At 70.1% G+C, this 25,819-nt stretch carries 19 protein-coding genes, 8 pseudogenes and 1 riboswitch; of the genes and pseudogenes, 16 read left to right on the forward strand and 11 right to left on the reverse strand.

Annotated features, from left to right (window positions below; all coding sequences use genetic code 11):
• Positions 1-83: 83 nt before the first annotated feature.
• From QQK48_RS19030 to QQK48_RS04445, 9 genes and pseudogenes are all read right to left on the reverse strand, one after another.
• Positions 84-458, reverse strand: a pseudogene (locus QQK48_RS19030) (beta-galactosidase); the annotation flags it as partial.
• A 14-nt stretch (positions 459-472) separates the two neighbouring features.
• Positions 473-643, reverse strand: a complete 171-nt coding sequence (locus QQK48_RS04410) for a hypothetical protein (protein WP_284327621.1) — start codon at positions 641-643, stop codon at positions 473-475.
• A complete protein-coding gene (locus QQK48_RS04415; protein WP_284327622.1) occupies positions 633-1,142 on the reverse strand; it encodes a YesL family protein in 510 nt (169 codons plus the stop codon). Before QQK48_RS04415 ends, QQK48_RS04410 begins: the two co-directional genes overlap by 11 nt.
• 1 nt (position 1,143) lies before the next feature.
• Positions 1,144-2,055 (reverse strand): carbohydrate ABC transporter permease, encoded by a 912-nt coding sequence (locus QQK48_RS04420; RefSeq protein ID WP_284327623.1) that lies wholly within the window; start codon positions 2,053-2,055, stop codon positions 1,144-1,146.
• Positions 2,052-3,029 (reverse strand): annotated as a pseudogene (locus QQK48_RS04425) (carbohydrate ABC transporter permease). Before QQK48_RS04425 ends, QQK48_RS04420 begins: the two are co-directional and overlap by 4 nt.
• Positions 3,030-3,106: 77 nt before the next feature.
• Complete coding sequence (locus tag QQK48_RS04430) at positions 3,107-4,444, reverse strand: ABC transporter substrate-binding protein (RefSeq protein ID WP_284327624.1); 1,338 nt, start codon at positions 4,442-4,444, stop codon at positions 3,107-3,109.
• Between the two features lie 494 nt (positions 4,445-4,938).
• A complete protein-coding gene (locus QQK48_RS04435) occupies positions 4,939-6,435 on the reverse strand; it encodes a Gfo/Idh/MocA family protein (protein ID WP_284327625.1) in 1,497 nt (498 codons plus the stop codon).
• A gap of 156 nt (positions 6,436-6,591) precedes the next feature.
• Complete coding sequence (locus QQK48_RS04440) at positions 6,592-7,056, reverse strand: DUF6807 family protein (RefSeq protein WP_284327626.1); 465 nt, start codon at positions 7,054-7,056, stop codon at positions 6,592-6,594.
• A gap of 91 nt (positions 7,057-7,147) precedes the next feature.
• Positions 7,148-7,516 (reverse strand): annotated as a pseudogene (locus QQK48_RS04445) (DUF6807 family protein); the annotation flags it as partial.
• Positions 7,517-7,740: 224 nt separating this feature from the next.
• Here QQK48_RS04445 and QQK48_RS19035 point away from each other — a divergent pair.
• From QQK48_RS19035 to QQK48_RS04495, 13 genes and pseudogenes are all read left to right on the forward strand, one after another.
• Complete coding sequence (locus tag QQK48_RS19035) at positions 7,741-8,196, forward strand: LacI family DNA-binding transcriptional regulator (protein WP_348523440.1); 456 nt, start codon at positions 7,741-7,743, stop codon at positions 8,194-8,196.
• Positions 8,197-8,212: 16 nt separating this feature from the next.
• Positions 8,213-8,425, forward strand: coding sequence for a hypothetical protein (locus QQK48_RS19040; RefSeq protein ID WP_348523818.1), 213 nt, complete (start codon positions 8,213-8,215; stop codon positions 8,423-8,425).
• The gene (locus QQK48_RS19045) at positions 8,326-8,790 is read left to right on the forward strand and encodes a LacI family DNA-binding transcriptional regulator (RefSeq protein ID WP_348523441.1); all 465 of its coding nucleotides are present in this window, start codon (positions 8,326-8,328) and stop codon (positions 8,788-8,790) included. The genes QQK48_RS19040 and QQK48_RS19045 overlap by 100 nt, the downstream gene beginning before the upstream one ends.
• A gap of 325 nt (positions 8,791-9,115) precedes the next feature.
• A pseudogene (locus QQK48_RS04455) lies at positions 9,116-10,301 on the forward strand (Gfo/Idh/MocA family protein).
• Positions 10,302-10,307: 6 nt separating this feature from the next.
• Positions 10,308-11,475 (forward strand): annotated as a pseudogene (locus QQK48_RS04460) (dihydrodipicolinate synthase family protein).
• Positions 11,472-12,380: a sugar phosphate isomerase/epimerase family protein gene (locus tag QQK48_RS04465; protein ID WP_284327627.1), complete on the forward strand. Its 909-nt coding sequence runs from the start codon at positions 11,472-11,474 to the stop codon at positions 12,378-12,380. Before QQK48_RS04460 ends, QQK48_RS04465 begins: the two are co-directional and overlap by 4 nt.
• A 47-nt stretch (positions 12,381-12,427) precedes the next feature.
• Entirely contained in the window at positions 12,428-13,069 is a 642-nt protein-coding gene (locus tag QQK48_RS04470; RefSeq protein WP_284327628.1) for a Maf family protein, read from the forward strand.
• Between the two features lie 200 nt (positions 13,070-13,269).
• Positions 13,270-15,048 (forward strand): annotated as a pseudogene (locus QQK48_RS04475) (acetyl/propionyl/methylcrotonyl-CoA carboxylase subunit alpha).
• A 132-nt stretch (positions 15,049-15,180) separates the two neighbouring features.
• Positions 15,181-16,041, forward strand: coding sequence for an iron uptake transporter permease EfeU (efeU, locus tag QQK48_RS04480; protein ID WP_284327629.1), 861 nt, complete (start codon positions 15,181-15,183; stop codon positions 16,039-16,041).
• 15 nt (positions 16,042-16,056) lie between these two features.
• Positions 16,057-16,833, forward strand: a complete 777-nt coding sequence (gene efeO, locus QQK48_RS04485) for an iron uptake system protein EfeO (RefSeq protein ID WP_348523442.1) — start codon at positions 16,057-16,059, stop codon at positions 16,831-16,833.
• Positions 16,830-17,180: an EfeM/EfeO family lipoprotein gene (locus QQK48_RS19050; protein WP_348523443.1), complete on the forward strand. Its 351-nt coding sequence runs from the start codon at positions 16,830-16,832 to the stop codon at positions 17,178-17,180. Before efeO ends, QQK48_RS19050 begins: the two co-directional genes overlap by 4 nt.
• Positions 17,168-18,533: pseudogene (gene efeB / locus QQK48_RS04490) on the forward strand (iron uptake transporter deferrochelatase/peroxidase subunit). The gene QQK48_RS19050 and the pseudogene efeB overlap by 13 nt, the downstream one beginning before the upstream one ends.
• A 55-nt stretch (positions 18,534-18,588) precedes the next feature.
• Positions 18,589-20,631, forward strand: coding sequence for a hypothetical protein (locus tag QQK48_RS04495; RefSeq protein ID WP_284327630.1), 2,043 nt, complete (start codon positions 18,589-18,591; stop codon positions 20,629-20,631).
• Here the strand turns inward: QQK48_RS04495 and QQK48_RS04500 are convergent.
• A pseudogene (locus QQK48_RS04500) lies at positions 20,549-21,968 on the reverse strand (NAD(P)H-quinone dehydrogenase). The gene QQK48_RS04495 and the pseudogene QQK48_RS04500 sit on opposite strands and share 83 nt — an antisense overlap.
• Before the next feature lie 106 nt (positions 21,969-22,074).
• Between QQK48_RS04500 and QQK48_RS04505 the strand changes: the two are divergent.
• On the forward strand, positions 22,075-22,875 hold the full coding sequence (locus QQK48_RS04505) for a purine-nucleoside phosphorylase (RefSeq protein ID WP_284327631.1): 801 nt from the start codon (positions 22,075-22,077) through the stop codon (positions 22,873-22,875).
• The gene (locus QQK48_RS04510; protein WP_284327632.1) at positions 22,872-24,584 is read left to right on the forward strand and encodes a phospho-sugar mutase; all 1,713 of its coding nucleotides are present in this window, start codon (positions 22,872-22,874) and stop codon (positions 24,582-24,584) included. Before QQK48_RS04505 ends, QQK48_RS04510 begins: the two co-directional genes overlap by 4 nt.
• A gap of 97 nt (positions 24,585-24,681) precedes the next feature.
• Here the strand turns inward: QQK48_RS04510 and deoC are convergent, their stop codons facing one another.
• Positions 24,682-25,341: a deoxyribose-phosphate aldolase gene (deoC, locus tag QQK48_RS04515; RefSeq protein ID WP_284327633.1), complete on the reverse strand. Its 660-nt coding sequence runs from the start codon at positions 25,339-25,341 to the stop codon at positions 24,682-24,684.
• Positions 25,342-25,430: 89 nt separating this feature from the next.
• Positions 25,431-25,493: riboswitch (guanidine-III (ykkC-III) riboswitch) on the forward strand.
• An 11-nt stretch (positions 25,494-25,504) separates the two neighbouring features.
• Between deoC and QQK48_RS04520 the strand changes: the two genes are divergently transcribed.
• Positions 25,505-25,819, forward strand: coding sequence for a DMT family transporter (locus QQK48_RS04520; RefSeq protein ID WP_284327634.1), 315 nt, complete (start codon positions 25,505-25,507; stop codon positions 25,817-25,819).

Consider the following 25,819-nt stretch of genomic DNA (forward strand, 5'->3'; position numbering starts at 1 on the left):
CGGCGAGCGCGGTGACCAGGCTCCGAGGCGAGACGCCGGTAGATGGGCGAACTGGGCGCGTAGTGCTGGCGCGAGCCGGGGCCGAGGGTGACGCCGTCGGCGGTGACGGGCAGGATCTCCGGGTACGCCTCGTGCATCCACGGCGGAGGTGACGCGGTGGCGGTCGCGAGGTCCACGGCGATGCCGCCCTCGTGCAGCAGGTCGATCACGCGGTCGAGCCACGCAAAGTCGAACTCGCCCTCGGCGGGCTGGAGGCGGCTCCACGCGAAGATGCCCAGGCTGACCATGGTCACGCCGGCCTCGCGCATGCGCGCCACATCCTCCGCCCACACCTCCTCGGGCCATTGCTCGGGGTTGTAGTCGCCGCCGTAATGCATGCGTGTTCCTTTCACGTGATCGAGTGGTCCCAGCGTGGCCGATGCGAGGGGCGACACGCCAGGGAGTGTCGCCCCTCGCATCGGCCACGGGGGATTCAGAGAAGGCGCTCGGGCTCACCCTTGCGCGGCCTGGCGGGAATGGCAACGACCGCGAGAGCGGCGCAACCGAGCGCGGGCACCACGAGCGGGGGCAACATCCAGGTGACGACGCCGACGAAGACCGCGGTACACGCCAGGTATGCCGCCGACCCGAGGTCACCGCGCAACTGCGCGACGGCTCGGGCGCATGCCGCTCGCCATCCGGCCGACGGCTCCCACTGACCGGCCGCTGCCATCACCAGCACCGCGAGGGCGACGAGCCCCACCCAGCCGATGACCGCGATGACGCCGCCGGCGGGAAGAAGTCCCGTGCCCGCGAGCCTGAATGTCGACGACCAAGACCCCGGCGACCACGGCCGTCACGAGCGCGATGCCCGCGGATCCGACGGCACCGGAACGAACGTCGGCCCAGAACTCGCGCCACGGCGACGCCTCGCCCCGCAGGTAGCGGGTGAGGTGACGGACGCCCGCGGCCAGCGCCGCAGGCGCGGTGAGGATCGGCAGCGCCGCGAGCGCGATCATGATGCCCGCAAGGAGCACCTCTCCCCACAGCGCGAAGCCGGTGTGAGCACCGGGCCACACGTGCGGCAACCACCCCGCGCGGGTGGGGCCGGTGCCGTCGAGTTCCGCCTTGGCGGCGGCGCGGCGCTGCCGTGGTGTCGCCATGTCAGCCCTTCAACCCCTGCGTGGCCACGCCCGCGACCAGGAACCGCTGGAAGACCAGGAAGAACAGCAGGATGGGCACCAGCGCGAGGAAGGCGGCGGCCACCGTCGCGCCGTAGTCCGAGGTGCTGGTCTGGTCGTTGTACAGCCGCAGCGCGATGGGTAGCGGGTACTTCTCCGGGCTAGTGATGTACATGAGGGGAGCGAGGAAGTCGTTCCAGGTCCAGATGAACGAGAAGATCGCGCTCGTCACCAGTGCCGGCTGGATCAGCGGCAGCATGATCGAGGTGAAGGTCCGCAGGTGACCCGCGCCGTCCACGCGGGCTGCCTCGTCCATCTCGCGCGGAATCCCCCTCATGAACTGCACCATCAGGAAGACGAAGAAGGCCTCCGTGGCGAGGAACTTGGGCAGCAAGAGCGGCCAGTACGTGTCGATCATGTCGAGCCTGTTGAACATGATGTACTGAGGGATGATCACCACGTGGAACGGCAGCAGCAGCGTGCCGATCATCGCGGCGAAGAAGACTCCCACTCCCTTGAACCGGATCCGCGCGAACGCGTACGCCGCCATCGCCGAACTCAGCAGCGTGCCGAACGTGGCGGCGATCGCGATCACCGCCGAGTTGGCGAAGAACCGCCACAGCGGCACACCCGCGATGCCCTCCGTCACCTTCAGGTAGTTGTCCAGCGTGGGCGAGTCGGGGATCAGCCCCTGGTTCTGTCCGAACTCACTGGAGGGCTTGAACGTGGCAAACACCAGCCAGATCAGCGGATAGATGACGATGGCCGTGAGGATCGCGAGCGCCACGAACCAGATGAGCGTGGTGACGCGCTTGCGGTTCCAGTAGGGCTGCGGCTGGACCACGCGCTCCTGGTCGGCATCGTCCTTGACCCACACGTCGGTCCTGCCGGTCATCGGTTGTCTCCCTGGTAGTGCACCCACGACTTCGAGGTGCGGAACAGCACGAAGGCGATGATCGCGACCACGATGAGCAGCACCCATGCCATGGCGGCCGCGTAGCCCATCTGGCTGTCACTGAACGCCCGCTTGTACAAGTACAAGGTGTAGAAGTTCGTCATGCCTGCGGGGCCACCGGTGCCGTTGGAGATGATGTACGCCGAGGAGAACACCTGGAAGGCGCCGATGAGCCTCGAGCAACAGGTTGAAGAACACCACCGAGGACAGCATCGGCAACGTGATGGACCGGAACTTCTTGACCGGCCCAGCGCCATCCATGTCCGCAGCCTCGTACAACTCGCGCGGTACCTGCTTCAGACCAGCGAGGAAGATCACCATGGGGGCGCCGAACTGCCACACGGCCAACAGGATCATCATGGGCACCACGAGGGCGACGTTGCCCACCCAGCCACCGATGTTGAGGCCGAAGAGACTCAGCGTGTTGTCGACCGGGCCGTCCGACGAGAACATCGCGCGCCACACGATCGCCACGGACACGGAGGCGCCGATGAGGGACGGGGCATAGAACGACGAGCGGAAGAACCCGGCGCCGCGGTCGCGGTAGTTCAGGAGCATCGCGACGCCGAGTGCGGCGGCGAGCCGATGGGGGTGCCGACCAACACGTAGATCAGCGTGATCTTGACCGACTGCGTGAAGTTGGGGTCCTCCGTAAAGAGCCGGACGTAGTTGTCGAGGCCGATCCACTGGGGCGGCTGAAACAGGTTGTACTGCGTGAACGACAGGTACAGCGAGTAGAGCATCGGCCCGAGCGTGAGCCCAAAGAAGCCGATGAGCCAGGGCGTGAGGAAGCCGTAGCCGGCGAACGTTTCACGCCAGTGGCGCTGCTTGCGGGAGACGGCGACGGTCGCGTGATGCGGGGTCGAGGTCGTCTGATCCGTGTCCTCGTTGACACGGTGAACGGTGCTGGTCACCACGGTTCCTTCCGTCGCGATGGTGGGGTGTCCCCGTGGGACCCGAGCGGTGTCTCGGGCCCCACGGGGCGACGGGGTCAGGAGCCCAGGACCACGTCCATCTCGGAGAAGAACTGCGAGACGGCCTCATCGACCGTGAGGGTGCCGAAGCCGAGCTCCGTGCCCAGGACGCGGAACTTCTCCTCGAGGGTGCCGTAGCCGACGAGCGGGACGGGCGGGGCGTCGCCGAGGCGGTCGGCGACCGATGCCTCGTAGTCGCGGATCTGGGCGTCGAGGCCCTCGAACGTGATGCCCTCCTGCATGGTGGTGGAGGCGGGCAGGCCACGGTTGGTGCCGAAGATGGCGCCGACCTCGGGCGAGTTCACCAGGAAGTCGACGAGCATGGCGGATTCCGCAGGGTGCTCGGTCGATGCCGCGATGGTGTGCAGCATCGAGGGCTTGAGGTAGAGGTCCTTCGCACCCTCGACGGTCACGGGCGGGGCCACCAGGCCGAGGCTCCGTGTAGGACTCGCCCAGGCTCTCCAAGGTAGCCAGCGCCGAAGTTGTCCCACGTGAGTTCGGAGGCGGTCAGCGCGGAGCCGAAGCCCGAGACCGGGTACAGGCTCCTCGAGGCGCTGCTGCGAGATGCCGGAACCGCCGTCGCCGCGCATGTCGGCGCCGGACTCCCAGAACTCGGCGAGGCGGGCCTCGTCGAAGCCGGGGGTGCCGTCCTCGTTGAACAGGTTCCTGCCTTCGGCCCGCAACTGGACCTCGAAGTTCTGGATGCGGCCGGTGTAGTCGGTACCGCCGAAGATCTCGCCACCGGAGGCTTCGGTGACCTCGGCGACCCACGCCTTGTAGTCGTCCCACGTGCCGCCCGCGAACTCGGCGACGCCGGCCGTCTCCAGCAGTTGCGGGTTGGTGTACATGCCCCACGCGTTGGTGGAGGTGGCGATGCCGGTGGTGACGTCGTTCACCACGCCGATGCCCAGGATCTGGTCCGAAAGTCCGTCGACCGCGATCTCGTTGCCCAGGTGGGGGCCGAGGTCAAGCAGGAGGCCGTTCTCCGAGTACTGGCGCAGGTAGGAGTAGTCGAACTGCATGACGTCGGGCAGGCCACCTCCCGCGGCCTCAGTCTGGCGCTTCTCCCAGAAGGCGGGGTAGTCGAGGAACGTGGAGTTCACCGTGATGTTCGGATACTCCTCCTCGAACAGCGCGATGGACTGCTCGTACATGTCCGCGCGGACGTCGTTGCCCCAGAAGGCAAAGTCGAGCGTGACGTCTTCGCCGCTTGCCGCCTGGGCCTCGCCGCCCGTGGAGCCTGAGGCGCTCGGGTCCGTGTCGGAACCGGATGAGCAGGCGCTGAGCGCCATGCCGCTGGCTGCCGTGAGCGCGACGACCGCCATGAAGCGGCGGCGCTTGTGAACGTTCACCATGGTCTTCCTCCCAGAAAACTTCGTTGTTCTCTCGTGGTGCACCGCCCGCCAGGGCGGGCCGCCGCGCCCCCTCCTTTGGAAAGCGCTCTCCGTAACGTAACCCATGACCTGTGCCCGGTCAACGGCCAGAGCAAAAACGTTTCAATTGTGACCGATTCGAGACCATGCGACCGCGGGCGACCCTACCGTGCGCATCGGCCCGGCGATCGCCTCCGCCACCCGTCCCCCACGTCCACCACTCCCGCCCGCCCCACACGTCCCAGCGGGACATGGGGGTCACTTTCGCGCGAGATCTGACCCTCATGTCCCGCCAGCAAACGTGCCGCCGCGGCAACCGCTACCGCCCCGGCCTTCGCTCCAGGACCGGCGCCTCGAGGCTCGCCATCCGTGCGGCATCGGCGCGCAGGAGCGCGGGCGTGACGCGAGCCCCCTCGTGGGCTGCCGACGAGTACACCGCCGTGACAATCTCGAACGACCGCGCGGGATCCGACGCCTCAGGAGGCAGGCTCCCCTCCCTCAGCGAGCGCCGCATACACGCCGCGCAACAGCGGCACGTGACCGCTGGGCTCCTCGACGGCCGGCAGCGCCCACTGCGCCGCCTCGGACTCCTGCACGCCGGGCGCCGGAGTGATCCGCCAGTGCGCATGTCCGTGGCCGTACAGGTGCTCCAGCGTCACCGTGGCCTTTTCCGTGTCCAGCCGGATGGCACTCACCTCACGAGGCGAGACGGCTGACGTCACCACGGACGCGATGGCGCCGTTCGCGAACGCGACGGTCGCCGTCGAGGAGTCCTCGGTCCCCGTTTCGCGGCCCACGCGCCACAGGTCCGCGCGCACCGACTCCCAGTCACCCAACAGGTAGGCGAGCAGGTCAATCTGATGGATGGCGTGCCCGAGCGTCGGCCCGCCACCCTCGGTCGCCCACGACCCGCGCCACGGCACGTCAAAGTAGGCCTGATCGCGGAACCACAGCGTCTGGCATACCGCCACAAGGGGCCGCCCCAGCGCGCCCGAGTCGAGCAACCCCTTGACGTGCGCCGCGGCGGTGCCTGTGCGCTGCTGGAACACCACGGACAGTCGCTTCCCCGTGCGCTGAGACGCCTCCATCATCGCGTCCAACTGGGCGAGCGACAGCGCTGCGGGCTTCTCGCACACCACGTGGGCGCCAGCCTCCATGGCGGCAATCGCCTGCTCGGCATGGACTCCCGGCGGGGTGCAGATGTGGACCACGTCGGGACGCGCGTCGGCGAGCAGCGCCACCAGGTCGTCGTACACCGCGCCGCCACGGGCATCGGCGAACCGTCGCGCGGCTTCGGGATCGCGGTCGGTCACCGCGACCAGGTCCGCGCCGTCGAGGGCGGCGATGGCCTCGGCGTGGGCGTGGGCGATGGCGCCCGTGCCGATGATGGCGGCACGCAACGTGGCGGTCATGACTCTCCTTCGAGGGTGAGGGTGGTGAGGAGCCCGCACATGCCGTAGGCGGGGGCGGTGGACGGTCGGACGATGCGCCCGGAGGCGAGGGAGCCCGGCTTGCCTGCCGCGAGCGCCGCGAGCCTGGGCCTCGGTGGCCGCCTCTGCGGCGTCGTGGGCGCTGCGCCATGTCGACTGCCAGCGGTCGACGCGCGGTCGCACCAGCGCGGCGGCGCGCCGGTGCAGGCGGGCCAGCGCCTCGGGGTCGAGCACACCACCCGGCGCGAGGTCCGCATAGCCCTCGACGGCAAGGTCCCTGCGACGATGCGCGGCTGCGAGGCGCTCGTGAGGCGACGCGTCGGGTCCGGGAAGCGCCGCGGCGGAGGCGTAGAGCGCGGGATCAGCGAGCACCGCGTCGGGGAACGTCATCACGGCGTCGCCCGCCTCGGGAAGCCCGGCGTGGGACATCACCACGCGCAGGCGCAGCCCTCCGTGGTTCACGGCGCGATGCACCACCCCCGGCGAGAACCACACGGTGTCGCCTGCGGCGAGCGGCGTCACCGAATACCCCGAGCCGTCCACCGCGTGAAGGCTCGCCGCGGCCGGCCACCACGAGGTAGGCCTCGGAGGCGACGGTGTGGAGGTGCGGGGTTCCGCCCGCGAGGCCGTCGGGAGCAACCGCGGAGTAAACCTCGAGGTCGCTGGCGAGCGCTCCGGCGGGGAACGGAGGCGCCGAGGTCACTCGTCGCCACCAGCGCGCTGCGCCAGCAGCGCGGTGACCCGAGCGGCCACGGCACCCGCGGCATCGGCCGAGAGTCCGCCATCGGCGATCACCACGCCGTAGCGCTCCGTCATGGTCTCCCCCGGCCCCACGCGGCGCTCCGTCGAGAAGAACGGCGCGGGGCACAGGCATGCGAACTGCTCGGTGCGCGCGAACCACTCGGGCGGATGGGCGGCGTTTGATGGCGAGTCGACCATCAGCACGGTCGACTCCAGGTCGGTGCCGTCGTGGCGCCCCCGAAAGCCCATCCAGGGAGCCCGGCTCCCTCGGAGTTCCTCCCCGCCCTCGCCCGCCGGGGACAGGATGGCGCCTCCGGTGAACGAGCGCGGGCCGCGCCAGAACAGGCCACCGTAGCCGGCATTGTCGCGGCCGCGCGTAGTGGGCGATCCGATGGCGATCGCGCGCTCGGTGGCGTTGCGCATGCGGGTCTCGAATGTGAGCAGCCAGGCTCGCGTCGTCGAGGATGCGCGCACCGATCGCGCGCGCCTCCGTGAAGACGAGCTCGCCCGGCTCCGTGACCCAGTCCAGCGTCTGGACGATGCGCGCCTCGTCTCCGCCGTCGAGGCTCGCGAAGCCCACGTGGGCCTGGATGCCGTTGTTCGGCAACTGCACGTACCCCTCGCCCCGCACGTAGGTGGGGCCTCCCCAGAAGTTCTCGTCACCCACGACGGGCAGCGACCATGCGATGCCCTTGTGCCAGACATGGTCGTGCGGACGAAACAGGGAGACCAGCGATCCGCCGAGTGTGTGCAGGGGGCTGAGGTAAGGGCGAGGCGACTCGAGGCGGACGTCCGTGGGTCGGTACACATAGTGCGCAAGGTCGCGGCCCGCGTGGCGGAGGATCACGCGGTCGCCATGGTCCTCGGCGGCGATAACGGTCATCGGCGACCTCTCTCCTGCGTCGCGCCCGAGGGGTCGCGTCGCGCTTGACGACAATGGAAAGCGCTATCCAACGTACAGGTGGTTCTGCGCGCCGTCCATGACATCCGCGCCTGACCGTGCCAGGCTAGCGACACGGACGGCCAGCCACGCGCTCAATGGCGAGACCCCACGGCCCCGCCGCCCGCATCACGGCGCCGCGGTGCGCCACGACGAAAGGCCGCCTCGTGACCGACAGCACGCGCACCTCTCCGGTGACCCTTCACGATGTCGCGCGCGAGGCGGGGGTGTCGCTCGCGACCGCGTCACGCTCCCTCAACGGGTCCACGCGCAACGTCAAGGCGGCCAACCGCGAGCGCGTCCTCGAGGCGGCGCAGCGGCTCGGGTACTCGGCCAACGCCTCGGCGCAGGCGGTGGCCCGTGGCACGTCCACCACGGTGGCCCTGCTGGTCGGCGACATCTCCGACCCCTACTTCTCCTCGATCGCGGCCGGCGTGGTGGGCGCCGCCGAGGACAACCACCTCATCGTCACCATGGCCGAGACCCGGCGAGACCCCGAGCGCGAGGTCGAACTCGTGCGCACGCTCCGAGGTCAACGTCCGCGCGCGATCATCCTCGCGGCATCGCGCCGCGCCGCCGACCCCCACGCCGAGGCGCTGCACCGCGAGCCTCACCACCTTTGAGGCCGACGGTGGCCGCGTGGTCTTCATCTCCACCGCGAACGCCCCATTCCGCACCCTCGGACTCGACAACCATGGCGGCGCCAAGGCCCTCGGCGCCGCGCTCGGGGACTCGGCTACCGCCGCGTCGCGGTGCTCGCCGGGCCCGATGGCGACCACGGCAAGCCAGGGCTGCGGACGGCGGCGGACCGGCTCGATGGTTTCATCGCAGGCCTCGCGGAACACGGCGTGAGCGTCGACAGCGACCGCATCGTCTGGACCGCGTTCACGCGAGACGGCGGCTACGAGGGGATGGAGAGGCTCCTGCGCGCCGGGATCGACGGCATCGACCTGGTGTTCGCCGTGAACGACGTGATGGCCGTGGGCGCGATGAGCGCGCTGCGCGACGCGGGCCTCGAGCCGGGCGTGGACGTGGCCGTCGCGGGGTTCGACGACATCCCCACGCTGCGCGACGTCACCCCTCGCCTCACCACCGCGAGTCTGCCGCTGGAGCGTGTGGGCGAGGAGGCACTCGCCCTTGCCCTGGCCGATGGCGACGCCACCCCCGCGCCGATCACCGCGGAGGTGGCGATCCGGGAGTCGACGCCCCGGCGCTAGCGCCGGGCCTCACACCCACCGCGCGCACACGCCGCCCCCACGGCGGAGACGTCGCCGACCCGTCGCGGCGGCAACCTTGCCCAGCCGCCCCGGCATCGGCCGTCTCAAACACCCGATGCCCGAACCATCGCCTTCACGCAAGAAGGCGGCGCGGCACTCACCCCTTGCGCTCTCACCCCTTGCGCAACCACCCCTTGCGCACCCACCCCACGCCCGCGTACAGTGCGGTAAACGCTTTCCAACTCAGTTCCCGCCCCTGGCAACGACGCCAGGGCGGCCGACCGCGAGGGACACCACCGTGGGTATTCAGACCATCGGCATCATCATGAACGGCGTCTCCGGACGCATGGGCTACCGCCAGCACCTGGTGCGATCCGTCCTGGCCATCCGGGAGGCCGGCGGCGTCGAGCCTTCCCGACGGCACCAAGGTCCAGGTGGAGCCGATCCTCGTGGGAAGGTCCGAGGCCAAGGCTCGCCGAACTCGCGGCGAAGCACGGCATCGAGCACTACACCACCGACCTCGACGAGGCCCTTGCCGACGACCGGTGGCAGATCTACGCCGACTTCCTCGTGACCAAGGCTCGCGCCGCCGCCATCAAGAAGGCCATCGCCGCAGGCAAGGCCATCTACACGGAGAAGCCCACCGCGGAGACCTTCGACGAGGCGCTTGAACTCGCCCGCCTGGCGACGGAGGCCGGCATCAAGAACGGCGTCGTCCACGACAAGGCTCTACCTGCCCGGCCTCATCAAGCGCCGCCTCATCGACTCGGGCTTCTTTGGGCGCATCCTGTCCGTGCGCGGCGAGTTCGGCTACTGGGTGTTCGAGGGCGATTGGCACCCCGCCCAGCGGCCCAGTTGGAACTACCGCGCCGAGGACGGCGGCGGCATCGTCGTCGACATGTTCCCGCACTGGAACTACGTGCTCGAGAACCTGTTTGGGCGCGTCGAATCCGTCTATGCCCGTGCGGTCACGGAGATCCCGGAGCGCGTCGACGAGTCGGGCACGGCCTACGCCGCCACGGCTGATGACGCCGCGTACGGCATCTTCGAACTCGCCGGCGGCATCACCGCGCAGATCAACTCGTCGTGGACCACGCGCGTGAACCGCGACGAGCCTCGTCGAGTTCCAGGTGGACGGCACGCACGGCTCGGCGGTGGTGGGCCTGTTCGGGTGCAAGATCCAGCCACGCAACGCCACCCCCAAGCCCGTGTGGAACCCGGATCTTCGCAATGAGATCGACTTCGACTCCACCTGGGTCGAGGTGCCGGACACCGAGGAATCGGTCAATGGCTTCCGCGCGCAGTGGGAGGAGTTCATCCGGCACGTGGTCGCGGACACCGAGCACCGCTATGACTTCCTGGCGGGCGCGCGCGGCATGCTGCTCGCGGAGAAGGGCCTCGAGTCGCACCGCACCGGTGCGCGGATCGACCTCCCCGAGATCTCCGCGGACCGCGTCCCCGACACCGTCGAGGGCGCCGAGACCGGCGAGCCTGCCCGCACGGAGCACTGACGCGCCATGACCGACACCCTCACCCTGGTGGAGCCCGACGGCTCCACCCGCACCGTCGAGCTCGCCCCCGCGGCGCAGGCCACCCGACCCCACGGCCCACTCACCGGTCGTGTGGCGTACGCAGCGGCGCATGTGGTGCCGCGCGCATCGGCCGACAACGCCCCTGGTCAGCCCGCGGATATCGACTGGGACGCGACGCTGGCATTCCGCCATCATCTGTTCTCGTGGGGCCTTGGGGTGGCCGATGCGATGGATACCGCTCAGCGGAACATGGGTCTCGACCCTGCCGCGGTCCGGGAACTCATCACGCGCTCGGCCGCCGAGGCGAGCGCGGCAGGCGCCCGCATCGTCGTGGGGGTCAACACGGACCACGTCAAGGACGAGGTCATCTCTCTTCCCCAGGTGATCGACGCCTACAAGGAGCAGGCTCTTCCACGCCGAGGACGCCGGCGCCGGGGCCGTGCTCATGGCGAGCCGCCATCTGGCTCGCGCCGCGCAGTCCGCGGACGACTACCGCCGCGTCTACGACGAGGTCCTCTCGGTCGCGAGCGCGCCCGTGGTCCTTCACTGGCTGGGCACGGCCTTCGACCCGCACCTCGCCGGCTACTTCGGCTCCGACGACTGGAGGATCGCGGCCGATGCGGTGGTCGCCATCATCGAGACGAACCGCGAGAACGTGGCGGGCATCAAGATGAGCCTCCTGGACGCCGAGTCCGAGATCGCGGTGCGCCGCCGCCTTCCCGCCGGCGCGCGCATGTTCACCGGCGACGACTTCCACTACTGCTCCCTCATCGAGGGCGACGAGCAGGGCGGCTCCGACGCACTGCTGGGAGCATTCGCCGCGCTCGCGCCGCACGCCTCGGGCGCCATCCAGGCGCTCGGAGAGGGAAACACGGAGCGCTACCGCGCCATCCTGGAGCCCACGGAGGCGCTCAGCCGCCAGATCTTCGCCGCCCCCACGTTCTATTACAAGACTGGCGTCGCCTTCATGGCGTGGCTCAACGGCCACCAGGCCGCCTTCCAGATGGTCGGGGGCCTGCACTCGGCTCGCTCCCTGCCGCACCTGTCGCGCATCGTGGAACTCGCCAACGCCTGCGGCGCGCTCGAACACCCCGATATGGCGGCGGCCCGCTGGCGTTCACTGCTCGACCTCAACGGAATCGAGGCGGCATGACCGCGCACCCGCGCCTGTCGATGAACCAGGCGACCCTCAAGCGCGCGACCCTCGCGGAGGCCATCGCCGCCGTACAGGGCGCCGGCTACGAGGCGATCGGCACGTGGCGAGAGCCCGTCCAGTCCGTGGGGCTTGCGGAGGCGACCCGCATGATCGCCGACTCGGGCCTGCGCGTCTCGACCCACTGCCGCGCAGGCTTCTTCACCATGGCGGACGGCCCCGAGCGCACCGCGTCGCTCGACGACAACCGACGGGCAATCGAGGAGACGGCCGCGCTGGCCGCGGCCGGCGCGCCCGGCTCCCGCGCCGTGCTGGTGCTGGTGGCCGGCGGACTCCCGGCGGGCTCGCGCGACCTCGTTGGCGCTCGCGCCCGGGTGGCCGATGCCCTGGCCGCCCTGGCGCCCGACGCCGCCGCCGCGGGGGTCACCCTCGCCATCGAGCCCCTGCACCCCATGTACTGCTCCGACCGCGCGGTGGTCTCGACGCTCGGTCAGGCGCTTGATCTGGCCGCGCCGAACGATCCGGCCGTGGTGGGTGTCGCGGTCGACACGTTTCATCTGTGGTGGGACCCGGCCGTCCTGGAGCAGGTGGCCCGCGCGGGCCGCGAGGGACGTATCGCCACGTTCCAGGTGTGCGACTGGGCCACGCCGCTTCCGGCGGACGTGCTGCTGGGTCGCCACTACATGGGCGATGGCGTCATCGACTTCGCTGCGTTCACGGCGGCCGTCGAGGCAACGGGCTATGACGGCGACGTTGAGGTGGAGATCTTCAACGAGGACGTCTGGGCCGCGCCGTTCGCTGAGGTCGCCCGGCGAACGGCGGAGTCCTTCGCCGCGGCGGTCGCCCCCACCTCGCCACGCCCTAGAAGCGTCAAATGGATCCATTTGGTGCGTCTAGGGCCTTAGGCGAGCCAAATGGATCCATTTGACGGGGGTGGCTTAGGGTCGGCGACATGACCGTGCCGCTGCTGCTTGCCTCCCAGTCCCCCGCCCGCCTCGCGACCCTGCGCTCAGCGGGGATCGAGCCCGAGGTGCTTGTCAGCGGCGTCGACGAGGACGCGGTCCTCGCCTCGCTGCGTGCCCTGCACGCGGACCAGGGGTGGGGCGAGCCGGATCCGGCCGATGCGGTACTCGCCCTCGCACGTGCCAAGGCCGAGCACATCGGCGCCGAGTACGACACGAACGCCATCATCCTTGGCTGCGACTCGATGCTCGAGATTGACGGAGCCATCCACGGCAAGCCCGGCGATGCGGCCACGGCCCGCGAGCGCTGGCGCGTCATGCGGGGGCGCACCGGAGTGCTCCACACGGGGCACTGGCTGATCGATGACCGCGAGGACGGCTCCCGCGGCTCACTGGGAGCCTCCAGCGCCACCACGGTGCGTTTCGCCGCTCTCACCGACGAGGAGATCGACGCCTACGTCGCCACCGGCGAGCCCTTGAACGTGGCGGGCGGGTTCACGGTGGACGGGCTGGGTGGCCCGTATGTGGACGGCATCGACGGCGACTTCCATGGCGTGGTGGGCGTGAGCCTGCCTCTGTTGCGCCATCTGCTGGCCGAACTGGGCGTGCCCATTCACGCCCTGCGCGCTTAGCCGGCGCGGCCCCGGGATCGCCTGAGGCATCGGCCAATTGTGGATCCGCCACAACCTACGCGCACGTAACCCAAGGATTCGCCAAGTTCGTTGTCGATACCCTACAAAGCGCGCGGAGTGACGTGTCCCGCCGGGCCAAACTTGCCCGCCGCCCCGTCACGGACGGTGGGAGCGCAAGGGCCGCGCGCTACCGTGGCCACGTGTCCCGTTTCTCCTCCGTCCTGATCGCCAACCGCGGCGAGATCGCCGTCCGAGTCATCCGCGCCTGCGCGGATGCCGGGCTCACGTCGATTGCCGTGTATGCCGAGCCCGACCGCGACGCGCCTCACGTGCGCCTCGCCGACGAGGCCTATGCGCTGGGCGGCTCGACCGCGGCGGAGACCTACCTCGACATCGTCAAGATTATCGACGTCGCCAAGCGCTCAGGCGCCGAGGCCATCCACCCCGGGTACGGGTTCCTCTCGGAGAACGCGACGTTTGCCCAGGCTGTCATCGACGCCGGGCTCACCTGGATTGGCCCGCCGCCGGCCGCCATTGAGGGCCTGGGCGACAAGGTCAGCGCGCGCCACATCGCGCAGCGCGCAGGCGCTCCTCTGGTGCCCGGCACCAAGGACCCCGTCGCCAACGCCGACGAGGTCCTCGCCTTCGCCGACGAGCACGGCCTTCCGGTCGCCATCAAGGCGGCCTTCGGTGGTGGCGGTCGCGGCCTCAAGGTCGCCCGCACGCGCGACGAGATCCCCGAGCCTATTCGACTCCGCTACCCGCGAGGCCGTCGCCGCCTTTGGCCGCGGCGAGTGCTTCGTGGAGCGCTTCCTCGACAAGCCTCGTCACGTCGAGACCCAGTGCCTCGCGGACAGCCACGGCAACGTCGTGGTCGTCTCCACGCGCGACTGCTCGCTGCAGCGCCGTCACCAGAAGGCTGGTCGAGGAGGCCCCCGCGCCGTTCCTCACCGACGAGCAGAACGCTCGTCTGGTCGAGTCCTCCAAGGCCATCCTCATGGAGGCCGGCTACGAGGGCGCCGGCACCTGTGAGTTCCTGGTCGGGGTGGACGGCACCATCTCCTTCCTCGAGGTCAACACGCGCCTGCAGGTGGAACACCCCGTGACGGAGGAGGTCACGGGCGTGGACCTGGTGCGCGAGCAGTTCCGCATTGCCGCGGGCGAGCCCATCTCGGTGCTTGAGCCCGTGACGCGCGGCCACTCCATCGAGTTCCGCATCAACGGCGAGGACCCTGGTCGGAACTTCATGCCCGCGCCGGGCACGCTGTCCACGCTGGTCTTCCCGTCCGGCCCCGGAGTCCGCATCGACGCTGGCGTCCGCCAGGGTGACACCGTCTCGGGCAACTTCGATTCGATGATCGCCAAGGTCATCGTCACGGGCGCCACCCGTGACGAGGCGCTGCAGCGCGCCCGTCGTGCACTGGCCGAGATGGTGGTCGAGGGCATGCCCACGGTGGTGCCGTTCCACCGCGCGGTCCTCGACGCCCCCGAATTCGCTGCCACGTCCGGCACGTTTGGCGTGTACACCACGTGGATCGAGTCCGAATTTGCCGAGGTGGTGGCCCAGGCCGGGCTCGGCGGGCGCGGGCGTCGAAGAGGTGGCCGATGCCGCCGCCACCGAGCGCGTCGTCGTCGAGGTGGGAGGCAAGCGCCTCGAGGTGGTGCTCCCCGCGTCGCTGGCACGGGCCGGTCGCGCCAACGCGCGCGGCGCGGCTACGCCTCGTCGCACCCCGCGACGCGCGGGAGGCGCCTCGCGGGCCGCGACGGGCGACGCGCTGACGTCCCCCATGCAGGGCACCATCGTCAAGGTGGCCGTCGAGGACGGCGCCACCGTCGAGGCGGGCGACCTGGTGGTCGTGCTGGAGGCCATGAAGATGGAGCAGCCCCTGGTGGCTCACAAGGCCGGTACGGTGACCGGGCTGAGCCACGCCGTGGGCGCATCGGTCTCGTCCGGCACGGTGATCTGCGAGATCGCGTAGCGGCACTCCGCACGCCGCCCCCATTAACGCAACTTCAACATTGCGAAAGTCTTGACACGTTGGTGAGGCCTTCCCTAGTGTGGCGAAGGCCTCGCAGTCGCGACGCCTTCGCCAAGCCAGGGGGCCGCGTTCATGCTCGCCAACTTCCTCATCGGACTCCGTGAGGGACTCGAGGCTTCCCTCGTCGTCGGCATCCTGATCGCCTACCTGGTGCGCACCGAGCGACGCGACCTCACCCGCTATGTCTGGCTCGGCGTCGCCATCGCCGTCACCGTCTCGTTCGCGTTCGGCGCCCTCCTGACGCTGGGGCCGCAGGGCCTCAGTTTCGAGGCCCAGGAGGCCATCGGTGGCTCCCTCTCCATCGTCGCGGTGGGACTGATCACCTGGATGATCTTCTGGATGGGCAAGACTGCGCGTCACCTGCGCACCCACCTCGAGTCGTCGATGGACCGCGCGATCGCGGTCGGCAAGGGTGCCATCGTCACCATGGCACTCCTGGCGGTGGGCCGCGAGGGCCTGGAAACCGCCCTGTTCCTGTGGGCCGGCATCGCCGCCGCGGGATCGTCGGCCGCCCCGATCGCCGGCGCGAGCCTTGGACTTGCCACCGCGGTCATCCTCGGCGTCATCGTGTATCGCGGCGCGGTGCGCATCAACCTGCGCGCGTTCTTCCAGTGGACCGGCGTCTTCCTCATCATCGTTGCTGGTGGGGTGCTGTCCTACGGCGTTCACGACCTCCAGGAGGCGGGCATCCTGCCTGGGCTCCACACCTACCTGTTTGACGTGTCCGCTCAGGTACCTCCGAGCTCCTGGTACGGGACCGTCCTCAAGGGCATCTTCAACTTCTCGCCGGCCACCACCGTGCTCGAGGCGATCGCCTGGACCGCCTACGTGGTGCCCACCATGATCCTCTTCGTCCGCAGCGCCTTCGGCGGTCCCCGCCCGGCGCCTGCGACCTCCCCCACTCCCGGCACTGCACCCGCGGCCGCCGCCTAACCCCGAGGAGTCACGGTGTCACACCGTCATCTCACCCTGCCCACGGCCGGCATTCTGGCCGCCGTCACCCTGACCGCCTGTGTGCCGAACGAGGAGCCCTCCGACGGTGCCATCGACGTGGTCTCCACGGCCGATGCCTGCGACGTCGCCTCCACGGACGCTCCCGCGGGCTCGATCGTCTTCTCGGTGTCGAACGAGGGCGACGACGTCACCGAGTTCTATCTGCTGGCCGAGGACGGACTGCGGGTCATCTCCGAGGTCGAGAACATCGGGCCGGGCCTCACCCGTGACCTGGTGGTCCAGGTCCCCGAGGGCACCTACCAGACCGCGTGCAAGCCCGGCATGGTCGGCGAGGGCATCACCGCCGACTTCACCGTCACCGCGTCCGACACCGAGGTGGCCGTGTCAGAGGACCGCGCCGAGCTGCTGGCCAGCGCCTCCGAGCAGTACGTCCTGTACGTGCGCGACCAGGTGTCGACGCTGGTCGCCAAGACGGAGGCATTCCTCGACGCCTACACGTCGGGCGACGACGATACGGCGCGCGACCTGTACGCCGACGCTCGCGTCCACTGGGAGCGCATCGAGCCCGTCGCCGAGTCCTTCGGCGATCTCGATCCCTCGATGGACCTGCGCGAGGCGGACCTCGAGGAAGGCGACGAGTGGACCGGGTGGCACCACATGGAGAAGGACCTGTGGCCCCCGGCCGAGGGGTACGAGCTCACGGACGCGGAGCGTCAGGCGCTCGCCGACAAGGCTCGCCGCCGACACCGCGGAGGCTCTCGGACCGCGTGACGGCCGAGGACTTCACCTTCGAGCCCTTCCAGATCGGCAACGGCGCCAAGGAGCTGTTGGACGAGGTCGCCGCGGGCAAGGTCACGGGCGAGGAGGAGTTCTGGTCGCACACCGACCTGTGGGACTTCCAGGCCAACGTGGACGGCGCCTGGGTGGCCTTCGAGGTGCTGCGTCCGCTGGTCGAGGAGTCGGACCCGACCCTGGTGTCCAACCTCGAAGAGCGGTTCGACTCGCTGAACGCCCTGCTCGCGGAGCACGGCACCATCGAGGACGGCTTCGACCTCTACACGGACCTGTCAGAGGGCGAGGTGCGTGAGCCTCGCCACGTCGGTCGATGCTCTTGCTGAGCCCCTGTCCAACCTCACCTCCGCCGCGGTGCTGTGACCCTTTGACTCACGACGACACCGCGCCTGCTGACGCTCCCACGCGGGGCGTCAGCAGGCGCGCACTGCTCGGTGGCGCCGGCGCGGGAATCGCGGCACTCGGCATCGGCGCGGCAGGAGGCTTTGCCGCGGGCCGCTCAACCGCGCCAGAGGTGCAGTCTGCGGCGACCTACCCCTTTCAGGGCACCCACCAGTCGGGCATCGTCACACCCCAGCAGGACCACCTGCACTTCGCCGCATTTGATGTCACCACCGACTCTCGTGACGCACTCATCACCCTGCTGCGGCAGTGGAGCGCCGCGGCCGTCAGCCTCACCGCCGGCCAGGACATCGGCATGGGCACGGACGGCGGCAGCTACGACGCCCCGCCCGACGACACGGGCGAGGCGCACGGCCTCAGCGCCAGCGGGCTCACACTCACGTTCGGCTTTGGCCGCTCGCTCTTCGAGGCCGATGGCGTGGACAGGTTCGGCCTTGCCGACCGCCTCCCCACAGCGCTGATCGAGATGCCGCACTTCTCCGGCGACGACCTCGAGCCGGGGCGCGTCGGCGGAGACCTGTGCGTGCAGGCCTGCGCGGACGATCCTCAGGTCGCCACACACGCGATCCGCAACCTTGCGCGGATCGCGTTCGGGACGGCCGCGCTGCGGTGGGACCAACTGGGCTTTGGACGCACCTCGTCGACCACCCGTGCCCAGACCACGCCCCGCAACCTCATGGGCTTCAAGGACGGCACCGCCAACCTCAAGGCGGAGGACGCGTCCCTCGTGGACGAACACGTGTGGGCATCGGCCGATGACGGCGCCGCCTGGATGGCGTCCGGCACCTATCTGGTCGCGCGCCGCATCCGTATCCTCACGGACACCTGGGATCGCACCTCGCTGCGCGAGCAGGAGCAGGCTCGTCGGGCGCACCAAGGGTACGGGCGCACCGCTCAGCGGTGGCGACGAGTTCACCGAGCCCGACTTCGAGGTCGCGGGCCGCGACGGCGCTCCGCTGATTCCCGTGGACTCGCACGTCCAGATGGCGCACCCCGCCCAGTCGGGGGTGCGGATGCTGAGGCGCGGCTACAACTTCACCGACGGCGCTGACTCGCTCGGACGCCTGAACGCCGGCCTGTTCTTTCTGGCGTTCGTCCGCGACCCCGGGACGCAGTTCGTGCCCCTGCAGTCGAAAATGTCGAAGTCGGACCTCATGACCGTCGAGTATCTGCGCTCGACGGGCTCCGCCCTCTTCGCGGTGCCCGCGGCGATTCCCGCTGGCGCCACCGTCACCGAGAGCACCGGCCGCTTCATCGGCGACGCCCTGTTCTCGTAGGCGCCTTCGCCGTCCCTTTCGCACCATCTGTGACCTGCGCGGTAGCGTGAACGCCATGGATTCCGCTCAGCGTCGCGCCCTCGGACTCGTCGCGGTGGCCGCATGGCTCCTTATCGACTCCCTGCGCACCGCCGGTCCCCTGCTCCTCGACCTGTCCGAATCGGGACCCGCGCCCGCCGCCCTTGCCGCCGTCGCCACCGCCGCCGGTGCGGCGCTCATCGCATGGATCGCCTCGGAGACGGCGAAGCATCTCGGGCACGGTGGCACCGTCGCCTTCCTTATCTCTGTCGTGGCGGTCTTCCGCCTCGCTCTTCCGGTGTTGTCCGGGACCTGGCTCATCGGCGCGGGGCTGTACCTGCTGGCGCTCGCCCTCGCGGCCGTCGTCATGACGGCGCGGGTGGCACTCGGCAACGGTGGTGGATCCGCGCTCCTTGCAGGCACCTCGCTGGGTGCCGGCGCCGCGCTCGCGGAGCAGGCCCTGCTGCGCACCTTCGATGCACCCTGGCGTCAGGATGAGTGGGGCTGGAACGCCCTCGCCGTGGTCGCTGTGCTCGCCATCGTGAACGGCATCAGGTGCCGCGACCTGGAGCCGGCACCGTCCTCGCGTGGCTGGTGGGCGTACGGCCTGTACTGGGCGGGGCTGCTGTTCGGGTTCGCGAACCTGGCGTGGATCAACGTGCAGGCTGATGTGCGGATGTCGGGCGGCCTGATCCTCGGCATGCTCGGCGCGGTGCTGGGCGCTCATCTCGCGTCGCAGTCGACCGCGCTGACGGTGCCGCTGCGCGTGACCATCCTTGGCCTCGGCGCGGTCGCCGCTGCGGTGGCGTTCCTCACCACGGGCACCACTGCGGCCATCGCGATTCCCGTCGCGGCGGCCGCCGCGGCACTCGGAGCGGCGCTCGCCATCCGCCCCGCGGATGTGGCTCCCGCCGCGCGCTTCGGCGCCACGCTCGTCTTCATCGCGGCGGTGCTGGCACCGCTGGCGCTCACGACGATCGACCGATTTGCCGAGGTGCCTCTGGCCGCGGAGGCCGTGATGGCCGTCACCGTCATCGCCGTCATCATCGGCGGTGGGGTGCGCGGCTGGGACCTCGCGCGCGGCACGGCGCTCGGCGGCGTCTGGCTCCGCGTGGGCGTGTTCACGCTGCTCGGTGCGGGTCTCGCGGGCTGGACGTGGAACACCTACGAGCAGCCGCGCGCGTTCACCATGGACTTCCTCACGGAGCCCATCGCGATGACATGGAACGTCCACCAGGGCATCGCCCCCACCGACCAGGGTGGTCCGGCCATTCGGCTCGACGACATCGCGACCGAGCCTCGAGACGGTCGACGTCGCCATGCTTCAAGAAGTCGATCGCGGCGGCCTGCTGGGTGGCGGCACCGACATGGTCGAGTACCTCGCGGGCGAGACCCGCATGGAGATCGCCTACGCCCCGGCGGCAAGCGCCCAGGTGGGCAACGCGATTCTGACGTCGCGCGCCCACAGCGGCGAACGCACCATCGAGTTGCCCGAGGCTCCCGACGGCCCCGCGCGCTCAGCGCTCGCCATCGACTTCATGGGAGCGACCTACGCGTCCGCACAACTGTCCGGAGACCAGGCCGATGCCGCGGCAGAGCAGGCGGCCACCCTCGCCTCGGCGCTGGCTGGCACAGAGGTGGCCGTGGTGGGTGCCGATCTCGGCGACGCGCTGGGAACCGAGGCCCCCGACTCCTCCGCCCTCGACACGCTGGCGGACGCCGGGTGGGATGCGCTCGCTCACGGCTCCGCCACGGTCGACGGCGAGGAGATCGCCGGCGTCGGCGTCATCATCGGCCGTGCCGTGACGCTCGACGAGGTCGCGGTCGTGGCGACCGTGGGGTCCGACCACGCCCCGCTGATCGCCAGGGTCACTCCACTGGAGCCTGCTCAACGATCCCGCGGACGGTGACGGGGCCGAGCCGTCTGCCACGCCAAGCCCGAGCGCATCGGCCACCGCCTCGCCGTCGCCCAGCACGAGCGACAGCGAGGGCTAGCCTCACACCTTGGCGGCGTCTCCCATGTGGTGCAGGCGCCGCGCCACCTCGGACACCGTGCCGGACAGCGACGGGTAGACGGTGAAGGCAGATGCGATCTGATCCACGGTGAGGTGGTTCGCGAGCGCCAGTGTCAGCGGGAAGATGTGCTCGCCTGCGCGCGAGCCGACGATGACGGCGCCGAGCACCTGCCCGGTCACGGTGTGGCCAAAGATCTTCACGAAGCCCTGATCGATGCCGAGCATCTTGGCGCGCGGATTGCGGGCGAGGTCCAGCTTCGAGACCTCGTAGAAGATGCCACGTTCCTTGAGTTCTGCCTCGCTCGCTCCCACGGACGCGATCTCGGGGGCCGTGAACACGTTGGAGGCCACCCGGCGCAGGTCGATGGGGGTGACGGCATCGCCGAGCGCGTGGGCCATGGCGATGCGCCCCTGCGTCGCGGCAACCGAGGCGAGGGGGAACACGCCGGTGCAGTCGCCGGCCGCGTAGACGCCGCGCGCCGAGGTGCGAGAGACCTTGTCGACCATGATGTAGCCGCGCTCGTCGAGGGCGACGCCCGCCTCCTCGAGGCCCACGCCTGCGGTGTTGGGGACCGAACCGACGGCCATGAGGCAGTGGCTGCCCTCGATGACGCGGCCGTCGGCGAGCGTGACGCTCACGCCGTAACCGGTGTTGGCGACGGCCTGAGCCCGGCCGCCGACGACGTCCATGCCACGCTCGTGGAAGATGTCGGTGATGAGGTCCGATGCCTCGGGGTCCTGCGTCGGGAGCACGCGCTCGCCCGAAGCGATGAGGGTGACGTGCGAGCCCAGCAGGTTGTACGCACCCGCGAACTCCGCCCCCGTCACGCCGGAGCCGACCACGATGAGGTGCTCGGGGAGTTCCTTGAGGTCGTACAGGCCTGGGTCCAGGTGAGGATGCGCTCGCCGTCGGGCTGCGCATCGGGCAGGATGCGCGGGCGTGCTCCGAGGGCAAGGAGAATGGCGTCCGCCTCGAACTCGTCGTCGTGCGTGGCGACGCGGGTGGGGCTGAGCAGCCGCCCCTCACCCTCGACCACGCGAATGTCATTCTTCGCCATGCGCGTCGCGATGTCGTAGGACTGCTTGAGGACCAGGCTTGCGGACACGGTCGTTGACGGCCTGGAGGTCGACGCTGTGCTCGGAGCGCTCCGAGGTGTCGGAGCCGTCGCGGTCGCGGATGCCCAGGCTGCGGCGCGCGGTCCGCGATGGTGCGCCACTCGGCCGTGGCGATGACGGTCTTCGACGGCACCACGTCGGTCAGGACGGCGTTGCCGCCGAGTCCCTGCCGTTCGATGAGGGTGACCTCGGCACCTTGCTTGACTGCGACAAGGGCGGCCTCGTACCCGCCCGGGCCGCCACCGACGATGACAATGCGTGGGGACATAGGACCATTGTCCCGCATGCTGAGACTCGGGTGGCGCAGCGGCGACAGAGCCGCCACCGCGGCGCGGCAACGCCGGTCCCGCGTGGCCGATGCATCGGCCGGGTGACCGCATTAGGCTCGTTCCATGAGTGAAGCAGCGACTTTTGCCTCCGAGGCAGCCCAAGCCCTTGCCGCCGCCACCGGCGTCGACCACCACGACATCGCCCTGATCCTGGGCTCCGGATGGGGTGGCGCGGCCGACCTCATCGGCGAGGAGATCGCCTCGGTGCCCGCCGAGCAGATCCCCGGCTTCGGCGGCCACGTGGTCGCGGGCCACCACGCCACGCTCCGATCGCTGCGCACGGCTGACGGCCGCAACGTCCTCGTGTTGGGTGCGCGCCAGCACTTCTACCAGACCCGCGACGCGGGCAAGGTGGCGCACGCCGTGCGCACCGCCGCAGCCGCCGGATGCCACACACTCGTCGTCACCAACGGGTGCGGGTCGACCCGGCCCGAGGTGGGCCCGGGATCGGTGGTGCTCCTCGAGGATCACCTCAACCTCACCGGCGCGACGCCCCTCGAGGGCGCCACCTTCGTCGATATGACGCAGGCGTACTCGCCGCGACTGCAGGAGATCGCGCGGTCCATCGACCCGTCGCTGCCCGGCGGCATCTACGCGCAGTTCCAGGGCCCTCAGTACGAGACCCCCGCCGAGGTGAAGATGGCCACCGTGCTGGGCGCCAACCTCGTCGGCATGTCCACCACCCTGGAGGTCATCGCGGCCCGTGAGGCGGGACTCGAGGTGCTCGGACTGTCGCTTGTCACCAACCTTGGCGCGGGCATCGGCGGCGAGACGCTGAACCATCAGGAGGTACTCGATGCAGGCGTCGCCGCAGCGCCGCGCATTTCGCGCCTGCTCGCCGACATCGTCGAGGCCATGCGATGACCGGCATCGAGGGCGTGCTCGTCGCCGCTCGCGCGTGGGCGGAGGATGACCCGGACCAGCGCACCCGCGAGGAGCTCGAGGCCCTGATCGCCGCGGCCGAGGCGGGCTACGAGGACGCCGTCGACGAACTCGTAGACGCCTTCCGCGGCATGCTCCAGTTCGGCACCGCGGGACTGCGCGGCCGCCTGGGAGCCGGGCCGAACCGCATGAACCGCGCGGTCGTGATCCGGGCAGCGGCGGGCCTCGCGCGCTACCTCAGCGACTCGCTCGGGGCTGGTGGGTTCGAGGGGCCGGCGCGCGTGGCCATCGGCTACGACGCCCGCCACGGCTCGCACGCGTTCGCGCTCGACACGGCGGCGGTCATGACGGCCGCCGGCCACCACGCGATGGTGCTGCCGTCCGCACTGCCTACGCCCGTGCTCGCCTACGCGACGCGCGCGCTCGAGGCCGATGCCGGCGTCATGGTCACCGCCTCGCACAACCCTCCGCAGGACAACGGCTACAAGGTCTACCTGGGCGGACGTGTCGTCACGGACGAGGGTCAGGGCGCACAGATTGTGCCGCCGCACGATGCAGGCATTGCGCAGCGCATCGCCGAGGTCGCCAATGTCGCCTCTGTGCCGCGCGCCGACGACGGCTGGGAGGACCTCGACATGACGGTCCTCGCGCAGTACGTGTCGCAGGTCGCCGGCCTGGTGGGCATGCCGCCGGCCGACGGCTCGCGCGGCGACGTGCGCATCGTCCTCACTCCCCTGCACGGGGTGGGGGGCAGCACGGTCGAGGCCACGCTCGCCACCGCGGGCTTCACGGACACCCACACCGTGGCTCAGCAGGCCGCGCCCGACCCCGAGTTCCCCACGGTGGACTTCCCCAATCCCGAGGAGCCTGGCGCGATTGACCTGTCGCTCGCCCTCGCCGAGGAGGTGGGGGCCGATGTGGTGATCGCGAACGACCCCGACGCGGACCGTTGCGCCGTCGCCACCGTCATTGACGGCCGCTGGCAGATGCTCCACGGCGACGTGGTCGGCGCACTCCTGGGTGAGCGTGTCGCGTCGCGCGGCGGCCACCCCGAGGGCGCGGTCCTCGCCAACTCCATCGTGTCGTCGCAGATGCTGGGCAGGATCGCCGAGGCGCACGGGCTGACTCACGCGTACACGCTGACCGGTTTCAAGTGGATCGGGCGCGAGCCCGGCCTGGTGTTCGGCTACGAGGAGGCGCTCGGCTACTGCGTCGCCCCCGATCTGGTGCGCGACAAGGACGGCGTCTCTGCCGCGGTCCTTGTCGCCGAGTACGTGTCCGAGTTGAAGGCGGCGGGCCGCACGCTTGCCGACGCGATCGACGACCTCGCACGCGCCTACGGCATCCACCTCACGCGTCAGGTCTCGGCCCGCTTCACCGACATCGCCGAGATCCCTGCTCTGATGGAGCGGCTGCTGGCCTCGCCTCCGGACGCCCTTGCGGGGTCCACGGTCGCGTCGACCGATGACATGAACGCCGGCTTCCGCGGCCTGCCGCCCACCAACGGGCTGCACCTGGCCACAGAGTCGGGCGCCCGCGTCATCATCCGCCCCTCGGGCACGGAGCCCAAGATCAAGGCGTACCTCGAGGTGGTCGAGCCTGCCTCCGCCTCCGTCCAGGACTCGCGCGAGCGGGCCGAGGACGCCATGGACGCCCTCGAGGCGGACGTCCGCTCGCTGTTGGGCGTCTAGCACTCACGCGAGAGCCCCCTGCGCGTCCCAGTGGGCGCTCAGGGGGCTCTCGTGCACGTGCGTGCGTCCCAGTGGACGCTCAGGGCTGCTCTACGGCTCAGTAACCGCCGTCGCCAGCGTCCTCGACGACCACACCATCGAGCCCGTCAAGCACCGCGCGAGTGCCGGACAGCCCCAGGCGGGTGGCGCCTGCCTCGATCATCGCCAGTGCCGCATCGGCCGTGCGAATGCCGCCCGAGGCCTTGACCCCCAGCGCGTCGCCCACGGTCTTGCGCATGAGCGCGACTGCCTCGACGGAGGCGCCGCCTGCGGGGTGGAAGCCGGTCGAGGTCTTCACGAAGTCGGCCTTGGCCCGCACCGCGGCCTCGCAGGCACCCACGATCGCCTCGTCGCTCAGCGCCGCGGACTCGATGATGACCTTGAGGATCTTGCCGTCGGGCACCGAAGCCCGCACGGCGGCGATGTCCGCCTCCACCTCCTTGAAGCGCCCCTCGATGGCGGCAGCGATGTCGATCACCATGTCGACCTCATCGGCACCCTGGGCGATCGAGAGCGCGGCCTCGGCGGCCTTGACCGACGAGTGGTGCTTGCCCGAGGGGAAGCCGCACACGGTCGCGACGGCAACGCCCTCGGGGACATCGACAGGCAGCATCGACGGCGACACACAGATCGAGAACACGCCAAGGTCCGCGGCCTCCGCAGCGAGCGCGTCGACATCGGCGGGGGTCGACTCCGGCTTGAGGAGGGTGTGGTCCACGTACTGGGCGAGGCTCGGCGCGAGTGAGAGTCATGTCACCAGAGTACGGGCCGAGGTTGCCAGCGCGCACGAGGTTTGAGAGCCTAGAGGCAGAGCCCAGCCAGGCTCCCGGACGAAGTGACGTACCCGGCATTGCGACAAGACGTCTCACTGGAGAGACATCATGGCTTGGGTCGTTCTCGTGATCTCGGGAATCCTGGAGGCCGTCTGGGCGACGGCACTGGGCAAATCTGAAGGCTTCACCCGCCTTGCCCCCACCATCACCTTTGGCATCGCGCTGGTCGCCTCCATGGGCGGGCTCGCGTACGCGATGCGCTCGCTCCCGGTGGGCACGTCGTACGCGATCTGGGTCGGCATCGGCGCGACGCTAACGGTGGGGTACGCGATGGCGACGGGGGCTGAGGCCGCCTCGCTCACGAAGATCCTGCTGATCCTGGGCATCGTGGGCTGCGTCGTGGGACTGAAACTCTCCCACTAG

Origin of the sequence: Demequina litorisediminis, assembly GCF_030161615.1 — a bacterium.
Classification (GTDB): Bacteria; Actinomycetota; Actinomycetes; order Actinomycetales; family Demequinaceae; genus Demequina; species Demequina litorisediminis.

Excerpts from the sequence above, each read along its gene's own strand:
- QQK48_RS04415 (WP_284327622.1), bottom strand. The coding sequence starts at position 1,142 with ATGGCGACACCACGGCAGCGCCGCGCCGCCGCCAAGGCGGAACTCGAC.
- QQK48_RS04420 (WP_284327623.1), bottom strand. The coding sequence starts at position 2,055 with ATGACCGGCAGGACCGACGTGTGGGTCAAGGACGATGCCGACCAGGAG.
- QQK48_RS04430 (WP_284327624.1), bottom strand. The coding sequence starts at position 4,444 with ATGGTGAACGTTCACAAGCGCCGCCGCTTCATGGCGGTCGTCGCGCTC.
- QQK48_RS04440 (WP_284327626.1), bottom strand. The coding sequence starts at position 7,056 with ATGCGCAACGCCACCGAGCGCGCGATCGCCATCGGATCGCCCACTACG.
- QQK48_RS04465 (WP_284327627.1), top strand. The coding sequence starts at position 11,472 with ATGACCGCGCACCCGCGCCTGTCGATGAACCAGGCGACCCTCAAGCGC.
- QQK48_RS04470 (WP_284327628.1), top strand. The coding sequence starts at position 12,428 with ATGACCGTGCCGCTGCTGCTTGCCTCCCAGTCCCCCGCCCGCCTCGCG.
- efeU (WP_284327629.1), top strand. The coding sequence starts at position 15,181 with ATGCTCGCCAACTTCCTCATCGGACTCCGTGAGGGACTCGAGGCTTCC.
- QQK48_RS04495 (WP_284327630.1), top strand. The coding sequence starts at position 18,589 with ATGGATTCCGCTCAGCGTCGCGCCCTCGGACTCGTCGCGGTGGCCGCA.
- QQK48_RS04505 (WP_284327631.1), top strand. The coding sequence starts at position 22,075 with ATGAGTGAAGCAGCGACTTTTGCCTCCGAGGCAGCCCAAGCCCTTGCC.
- QQK48_RS04510 (WP_284327632.1), top strand. The coding sequence starts at position 22,872 with ATGACCGGCATCGAGGGCGTGCTCGTCGCCGCTCGCGCGTGGGCGGAG.
- QQK48_RS04520 (WP_284327634.1), top strand. The coding sequence starts at position 25,505 with ATGGCTTGGGTCGTTCTCGTGATCTCGGGAATCCTGGAGGCCGTCTGG.